The following is an 8,878-nucleotide window of genomic DNA, read 5'->3' as shown; positions in this document are numbered from 1 at the left end:
CTTTAGAATCCAGGGTGTTGCAAACCTTTCTGAGTATATTGATAACGGCATGATCTTAAATCTTCAGCCGTATTTAGAGGAAGATAAAGAATGGGGCGGCGGATTTACAGAAGGTTCCCTTGCATACTACCAGGTACCGGGACAGGAAGGAACTTACGCAGTACCAATGGAATCCGGACTGATTGGCGTATACTATAACGAAGATTTATTCAAAGCGGCAGGCGTTGATAAATTCCCGGAAACATGGACAGAATTTACAGATGCTATCACAAAATTAAAAGACAGCGGTGTAATCCCGATTGCTATGGGAGCTCAGAGTACTTACATGGCAGGACATTTACATGACCAGATCTTCTACAAATGGTTAGGAACAGAAGCAGCGAAACTGCTTGGAAACCGTGAAAAGAAATGGACAGACAGTGACGTCGTTGAAACCTTGCAGAAAGAAAAAGACTTAATTGATTTAGGTGCATTCGATGCAAGTGCAGCAGGTATCACAGATGATATCGCTATGACACAGTTCCAGCAGGGTGAAGCAGCAATGGTTATCACAGGCCCTTGGAACATTGGAGTATTCACAGATAAAGAAAAAACACCTGTAACTGACAGTATTAAAGTTGCTAAATTCCCATATTTCGAAGAGAAAGAGGAATTCAAAAACGAAGATATGCAGACATTAAGCCCATATATGGTAAATGGTAAATTACAGGGAAAAGAATTAGACCTGACAATTGAATTATTAAAAATGCTGACAAATAAAGACGCTGCTAAGAGATATGCAGAAGAAGCTGCTTTCTTAATCCCAAGAACAGATATTGATCTTGATGAAAGCAAATGCTCTCCATTATTTGTTGAAAATGTTAAATTAGGTGGAACCTCTACCGGTATCGGCGTTGATATATTTGACTTTGATCCATTGACATCTATGCAGGACAGAACCAGAAACTCCATCGTAAGTATGTTTACAGGTGCAACAGCAGAAGCAGCTGCACAGGAGATTCAGGGAGAAATTGATAATAACGCAAAATAGTGCGTGGTATCAGTCAGTAAATTAAATTCATAAATTCAGATACTGCCGGGGAATTTCTCCGGCAGTATATAAAAAATTTCACAATTCACTTTTGAGTATGTTAATGATACCACACTGATGCGGTGTGCTTTAAATTGAATTGTGAAATTTTTTGTCTAAAAGGAGGACAAAGATACGAATGAAACTAAAAAGTAAGAAGACCAAATTTTATATCTTTCTATTTATCGTTCCTGCATTAGTGATTTACCTTCTGTTTCAGATTATCCCATTAATCGGAGCAGTGTATTTTTCCTTTATTGAATGGAGCGGAATTGCAGGATCAGAACTGAAGTTCGTAGGATTCCAGAACTATGCAAATGCATTTAAGAATCCTGATTTTATTCTTGCACTTAAGAACATGTTAAAAATGGTAGTATTTAGTGTAATCTTCCATACGCCCATTGCTCTTTTAATGGCTGTGGCAATTAACACTAAATGTAAGGGATACCGTTTGTTTAAGGCTTTATTCTTTGTGCCGACCGTATTTCCGTTAACTGCAGTAGGTCTGATGTGGTATTTTGTATTTATGCCAACAGGATCCTTCAATGCATTATTAAAAGTTGTAGGACTTACCGATCTGGTTACCCCTTGGCTGGTTAACCCCGCATCTGCAATGAACGTAATCGTATTCGTTAATATCTGGGCGGGCGTTGGTTATTTCATGGTTATATTACTTGCCGGACTGACTACCATACCGGAAGATCTGTATGAAGCGGCATCCATTGACGGTGCTACAAAAATACAGCAGTTCTTTAAAATTACAGTACCAATGATGAAACCAACCATTTCTATGTGTATCTTACTGGATATCATCGGATCTGTAAAAGTATTCGACCTGGTATTTGCGATGACTGGTGGAGGGCCAAACGGACTTACCAATCTGCCCACAACGCTGATGTACAACGAAGCGTTTAAATACAGTCATTACGGACTTGGCAGTGCAATCGGTATTATCATACTGGTCATCTGTCTGGGCGGTACTTTAATCAGTAATAAACTTATGAGCAGCAAAGAGAACTAGGAGGTATACCATGAAAAACAAAGTGAAAAAAGAACGTAAAAAAATAACAGTGGGTACCGTGGTCATGTATTTATTCCTGATTGCAAATGCAGTAATGTTTGCAATGCCAATGGTTTTCACCTTGTTGTCTTCTGTAAAAACAAAAGTAGAAATCTTCTCCAAGCCATTTGCGCTTCCGGAAGTATTCCAGTGGAAAAACTACGTAGATGCATGGAACGGCGCCAACATGGGCCAGTATTTCCTGAACAGTATCATTCAGGCAGGTGCAACGGTTATCGTACTGGCAATTGTGGCATCCATGGCAGCATTTATGCTTTCCAGATTTGATTTTAAAATTAACGGATTTTTAAGTGTATTCTTTATGGTAGGTATGATGATCCCGGTGCATACGGTACTGGTTCCGGTTTCTTATATTATTGGGGCATTGAACCTGAAAAATAATATTCCGGCATTGATTATGATCTATGTTGCATTCAACCTTCCATTTAGTATTATCGTAACAACAAACTTTATGAAGGGCGTTAACAAATCTCTGGAAGAAGCAGCATTAATTGACGGTGCAACTTATTTCCAGATTTACCGTAAGGTTATGCTTCCATTATCGGTACCTGCTTTGTCCACAATTTCCATTTTCAACTTCCTGGGCGCATGGAACAACATTTTATTCCCTCTGTTGTTCATCAATGATAAAAATTTAAAACCAATCGCCTTAGGTCTGCTGAACTTTAACGGAGAACGTGGAAGTGAACATGGTCTTTTAATGGCTGCAATCGTTATTACAGTAGTTGTACCGCTTGTTTTATACCTGTTATTCCAGGAAAAAGTAGAGAGCGGTTTGTCAGCAGGAGCAGTAAAAGAATAAGCATTGCACATGGCTGAATAATCAGATATAATTTTAAATATATGCCCGGCTATATATCAAACCAGATCAATAAGGGCGGAAAACATCAGGAGGAATGGTACGTGGGAAATATCAGATACAGACAAATTCATTTAGACTTCCATACCAGTGAATATATACCAGAAGTAGGAAAAGACTTCAATAAAGAAGAATTTGCGGACACCTTAGTGAAAGCAAATGTAGATTCAATCACCTGTTTTGCAAGGTGCCACCACGGATGGCTCTATTATCCGTCAAAGAAATTTCCGGATTTAATTCATCCGGATCTTACAAACCATAACCTGCTGTTAGAGCAGATTGAAGCCTGCCATGAAAAAGGTATCAAAGTGCCGATCTATACAACAGCACAGTGGGATGGACGTATTATGAGAGAACATCCGGAATGGCTTGCTGTGGATGAAAACGGTGAATATATTGATACCCAGCATGTACCGGCACCTCATTTCTACCATACCATCTGCCTGAACAGCGGATATCGTGAATTCTTCAAGGAACATTTAGAAGATATGATTGACGTGGTAGGGGCAGACAAGGTGGACGGTATCTTCATGGATATTCTGTTCCAGGTGGACTGTAAATGTGAGCATTGTGTTAAGAAGATGGAAGAACTTCATGTGGATGTGGAAAGCAAGGCGGCACGCCTTCGTTATTCCATACATATGCTGGAAGAATTCAAGTCTGAAATATCAGCATTCATCCGTGAAAGAGCACCAAAAGCAAGTATTTTTTATAACAGCTCCCATGTTGGACCTGCTTATAAGGACAGCTTCAAGGATTACAGCCATTTAGAGCTGGAGTCATTGCCAAGCGGCGGCTGGGGATACGACCACTTTCCGGCAACCAGCCGCTATGCAAGAAACCTTGGAAAAGAGATGATCGGAATGACCGGTAAATTCCATACTTACTGGGGAGATTTCCACTCTCTGAAAAACCGTTCGGCGCTGGAGTTGGAATGCTTTAGTATGCTGGCAATGGGCGCAGGCTGTTCCATCGGTGACCAGCTGCATCCAAACGGCAAATTATCTCCTGGTGCCTATGACCTGATCGGGCAGGTTTACGGCAGCGTTAAGGAAAAAGAACCATATTGCCGCAGTGCATCATCTGTAGCAGAAATCGCAGTGCTCACACCGGAAGAGTTCTATCCGGAAGAAGAATACGATCTGGGTATTTCCCCCTCCCTGATCGGTACGGTCCGCATGCTTCAGGAATTATCCTACCAGTTTGACATTATTGACAGTCAGATGCCGATGGATCAGTATAAAGTAGTGATCTTACCGGATTGTATATACTACAATGCGGATTTGGATAAGGTGATGAAAGATTATATTGCTAAAGGCGGAAAAGTAATTGGTTCCTTTGATTCCTGTATTCCGAAGGATGGAAGTGAAAATATTTATGGCGTGAAATATCTGGGTGAATCGAAGTTCTACCGTGAATTTGTCATGCCGAATGAAGTAATTGGCAAGGATCTTCCAAAAGAAGAATTTGTCATGTATCTAAGAGGATTTGATGTGGAACCGGCAGGAGCCGAAGTGATAATGGATAAAATAGAACCTTATTTTGACCGTATCGGAAAAACCTTCTGCTCCCACCAGCATGCGCCGTCATCCGGAAAAGCAGGTTATCCGGCTGTCACGAGAAATGGAAATGCTGTATACTTTTCACATCCGATCTTCCACCTCTATCGTAAAAATGCAGCAAGATGGTGCAAATTGATGGTGAAAGATGCCTTGGATTTATTATTGGAGCACAAGCTGGTTAACCATGATGGTCCTTCCACGCTGATTTCATCACTGAATCATCAGGAAGCAGAAAACCGCGATATTCTTCATTTGTTACATTACATTACAGAAAAACGTTCTGAAGATATCTATACGGTAGAAGATGTGATTCCCCTGTATATGATAACAATGAAGCTTTATGTAGGAGAGAAAAAGGTTCAGTCCGTATCTCTTGTACCGGAAAACAATGCCGTCTCCTTTAAACAGGAAGGACAGTATATTACATTTACCTTACAGGAAGTGAAGGGTCACAATATGATAAGTATCCAATACTAATCAAGGGTGTGTTTTTCACAAAGTGTAACGTGGTCTAAATTAAAGAGCAGGATGCCGGGAGAAATCCAGGGTACAGCATTGCGCAAATTATTTGTGCAATGCTGTGCTGGCTTCCTGCTCTTTATGAAGTCATAAAAACAGAGAAAGGAATGCCAGCCGTCAAATTTTTAGGAAAAGGGCAGGCAGTTGGGGTATGATTATGATAGAGGCAGTTGTAAATAGCAGCGAGGCTTTTCAGGTAAAGTTTATAAGTAAAGAAGCATGGGTCCAGGCGGAATGCCCGGATTACGCGAAAAGACTTTTTCAGGGAGAATATCTCCAGGCATTTTTTTTGAAAAATTCAAATGAACAGATTGATTTATTAATCGGTTTAGGTGATAATGATTGTAGTAGTAAGGAAATCAAAGAAGTCTCTGCAAAGGCAGTGAAAGAGATGAAGCAGCACAATATCTGCGAGTTTTCTATAGATATGTCTTTCTTTATAGAAAAGAAAGGAATTTTCGCCATCCGTGAAGCAGCAGAGGGTATTCTGCTGGGGGATTATGAGGGTCCTTTTTTGGGGGATAAAGTTGGAGATAAAGAAAAGAAAGAACTGCAGGTATCGCTCAGCGGAATATCGGAAGAAGGATTAGAAGCGGCAAAAAAAGAGCTTGAGGCAGGAATTCATATCGGGGAATCCGTGGTATGGGCAAGAGACATGGTCAACATGCCCGGCAATCATTTTAAGCCTCTGGATTTTGCAGCAGAAATCAGCAAAAAGATGGAGAACACCGGGGTGGTCTGTGAACTGATTAGTTTGCAAGAATTAAAAAAACTGGAAATGAAAGGCCTTCTGTCTGTAGGGGAAAGCAGTTCCAATGAACCCTGTTTTTTCATATTCCGTTATCTGGCTGATCCCGACAGTAAAGAAATTACGGCACTGGTTGGAAAAGGAGTTACCTGTGATACAGGCGGATACTGCTTAAAACCTTCTAATTCCATGCTTGGGATCAAAGGAGATATGGCGGGAGGCGCCGCAGTTGCAGGTGCGGTACTGGCTCTTGCAAAAAATAAGGTAAAGACCAATGTGATCGGACTCATACCAATGTGTGAGAATCGGATTGCGCCCGGAAGCCTTGTACCTGGAGATGTAATATCTTCTTATGGGGGCAAGACCATCGAGATCTGCAACACAGATGCAGAAGGACGCCTGATTCTTGCGGATGCCGTTTCCTATGCAGTAAAAAATGAAAATGTAACCCGGGTTTTGGATATTGCTACGCTTACGGGAGCCGTTGTAAATATGTTTGGGTTCTCTACTGCGGGAGTGGTTTGTGATCATGATGGCCTTTTTGCAAGATTTAAAGAGGCATATCGGCTATCTGGAGAACGCTATTGGCGTCTGCCAGTTTACGAAGAACAGGAGCGGATGATCGAAAGCAAAATTGCAGATATCAGGAATATGGGAGAAAGCCATTGCGGTACGATAACGGCAGCCTTATTTATAAAAGCCTTTGCTGAGGAAAAACCATGGATTCATCTGGATATTGCAGGTACCGCATGGGTAGACAGCCCGCTTTTTGAATATCAGTCTAAAGGTGCTACCGGAGCTGGTGTTACTACTCTCTATTATTTATTTCCATAATTTATTAATCATGTATGATATCACTGTTATTTACGCAATGCAGTATTAGAGCTTACAAACTTATGCCCGGCTTCTGGGGCATGATATTGACTGAAGTAGAAAGGATAATGAATATGTTTTCAGTAAAATGTGAAGAACGGATTGAAAATGGATTTGCAGATATAGTATCGGCATATCCGGAACTATTTGAAAAAATAAGAATAAAATTACAGGAGTGTTCTCCTCAGGAGACACTTTTGATGAAATATTTATACGCAACTATGCCTCTAAGTGATCTGGGAAATTACTCCTTCGAAGTCTTTTTGGATTATGCGAAACAGGGTGCACTGCTGTGGGAACAGGGAGCATTTGCAGGAAAGTTGCCGGAAGATATTTTTTTGAATTACGTGGTTTACCATCGTATAAATGAAGAGGATATTTCTCCTTGCAGGACTTTTTTCTTTTCCTGTTTATCGGGACGGATTGAGAACAAAACGATGGAGGAAGCTGCACTTGAAGTAAATTACTGGTGTGCAGAAGAAGCTACATACCAGACTACCGATGACCGTACCGTTTCTCCCATGACCGTTTATAAAAGTGCTTTCGGACGCTGTGGGGAAGAATCTACTTTTACAACCAGTGCACTGCGAAGTGTAGGAATTCCGGCGCGCCAGGTCTATGCTCCAAAATGGTCCCATTGCGATGACAATCATGCCTGGGTAGAAGTATGGTGTGATGGTAATTGGCATTTCCTTGGGGCTTGTGAACCGGAAGAAATATTAGACAAAGGCTGGTTTACCAATGCTTCATCCAGAGCCATGCTGGTTCATTCCAGATGGTTTGATTCCGTCCCGGCAGAGGAAGAAGTCATTCAGAAGGACGGCATGGTAACTGTTCTGGGACAGCTTAAGCGTTATGCACTGACCGAAAAACTGACGGTACATGTAACCGACGGTAATGGAAAGCCGGTACCGGGAGCACTAGTAAAGTTTGAAATCCTGAACTACTCAGAGTTCGCCCCCATTGCGGCAATCTTAACTGACGAAAAGGGACAGGCGGGATTCTGTACGGGACTTGGAAGCTGTCACCTGCATGTAATAAAGGACGGGCTGTTTGCTGAGAAGTTAGTGGATGTAGAGAAACAAAAAGATTGTACGGTTTCTTTTGAGGCTGTCCTGGAAGGAGATCATTTATCTGATGCCAAAGCCGGATGCACACCAATGCTTCTGGATCAGTGGCAGGATTTCGACGTGATTGCTCCAAAAGATGCCAGAATTAATACCAAACAGCCCCGGAAAGAACAAAAAGAAAGAGGGGAAGTGCGCTTCGCAGAAGCAGCAGCCCACAGACAAAAAAAAGCAGCATCGTTCTACCAGGCAGAGAAAGCAAAAGAGATCTGCAGCACATACGAAAATGGGATAGATGAGATTTTAAAAGAGAGCAGAGGGAATTTTGAAGAAGTAGTGAACTTCCTGGAGTCTACTGAAGAAACAGACCTGAGAAAAGAACTTCTCCTTGCTTTGACGAAAAAAGACTACCGAGATTTAAAGAGTGATGTACTGGAAGAGCATTTAAGAGAAAGTAAAATTTATATTCAAAATGTGCCTCATGACATTTTCATCCGCTATATTTTAAACCCAAGAGTCTATATCGAACCCCTCACAAAATACCGTGCGTTTATACGGGAATTTTTTACAGAGGATCAGAAACAGGAATTTATATCAGATCCGCGCCGCATCTGGGAGTACGTGGAAGCTTCTGTAGGGGAAAAGAGAGACAGAGAATACGAAAGCCTGACTACATCACCCACAGGCTGTCTGCTCCTGAAAACAGGCAGCTATCAGTCAAAGAAGATTCTTTTTGTTGCAATCTGCCGTACCCTTGGCATAGCAGCAAGGTTAAACCCGGCTGATCTGGGTATGGAATATTATAAAGAGGGAGCATTTTGCCCTATTGTGGAAAATGCCGGAAAAGATTGTACACTGCGCCTGACAGCCGGAGACAGTACAAAATGGGTTTATTTCCAGAACTGGACGCTTGCTGTATGTAAAGACGGCGATTATCAGACGTTAAATTTGGCAGGAGAAGCATGGGAAGATGGCATGACAGTGGCGTTAGAGACCGGAATTTACCGTGTGGTTACCTCTAACCGTCTGCCAAACGGAAATATCTTTGCAAAGACCTATTGTTTTGCATTAAATCAGGGAGAGAAAAAGGAATTAGAGCT

The 8,878-nt window shown here is 41.6% G+C and carries 6 protein-coding genes; all 6 read left to right on the top strand.

Features of this window, described 5'->3' with window-relative positions:
- Positions 1–1,030, top strand: a 1,030-nt coding sequence (locus ACH2DQ_RS20255) for an ABC transporter substrate-binding protein (protein ID WP_395028054.1), incomplete at its 5' end; no start/stop codon positions are given.
- Between the two features lie 178 nt (positions 1,031–1,208).
- Positions 1,209–2,090, top strand: a complete 882-nt coding sequence (locus ACH2DQ_RS20250) for a carbohydrate ABC transporter permease (RefSeq protein WP_394916081.1) — start codon at positions 1,209–1,211, stop codon at positions 2,088–2,090.
- Positions 2,091–2,100: 10 nt separating this feature from the next.
- Positions 2,101–2,952 (top strand): carbohydrate ABC transporter permease, encoded by an 852-nt coding sequence (locus ACH2DQ_RS20245; protein ID WP_394916082.1) that lies wholly within the window; start codon positions 2,101–2,103, stop codon positions 2,950–2,952.
- A 101-nt stretch (positions 2,953–3,053) separates the two neighbouring features.
- Complete coding sequence (locus ACH2DQ_RS20240) at positions 3,054–5,048, top strand: beta-galactosidase trimerization domain-containing protein (protein ID WP_394916083.1); 1,995 nt, start codon at positions 3,054–3,056, stop codon at positions 5,046–5,048.
- Between the two features lie 193 nt (positions 5,049–5,241).
- On the top strand, positions 5,242–6,672 hold the full coding sequence (locus tag ACH2DQ_RS20235) for a leucyl aminopeptidase family protein (protein WP_394916084.1): 1,431 nt from the start codon (positions 5,242–5,244) through the stop codon (positions 6,670–6,672).
- A 113-nt stretch (positions 6,673–6,785) separates the two neighbouring features.
- On the top strand, positions 6,786–8,878 hold a 2,093-nt coding region (locus ACH2DQ_RS20230), incomplete at its 3' end, for a transglutaminase domain-containing protein (RefSeq protein WP_395028050.1).

This window comes from Robinsoniella sp., from assembly GCF_034124845.1.
Note: the sequence above shows the minus strand (reverse complement) of the source record. Positions and strands in the feature narration are given on the sequence as shown.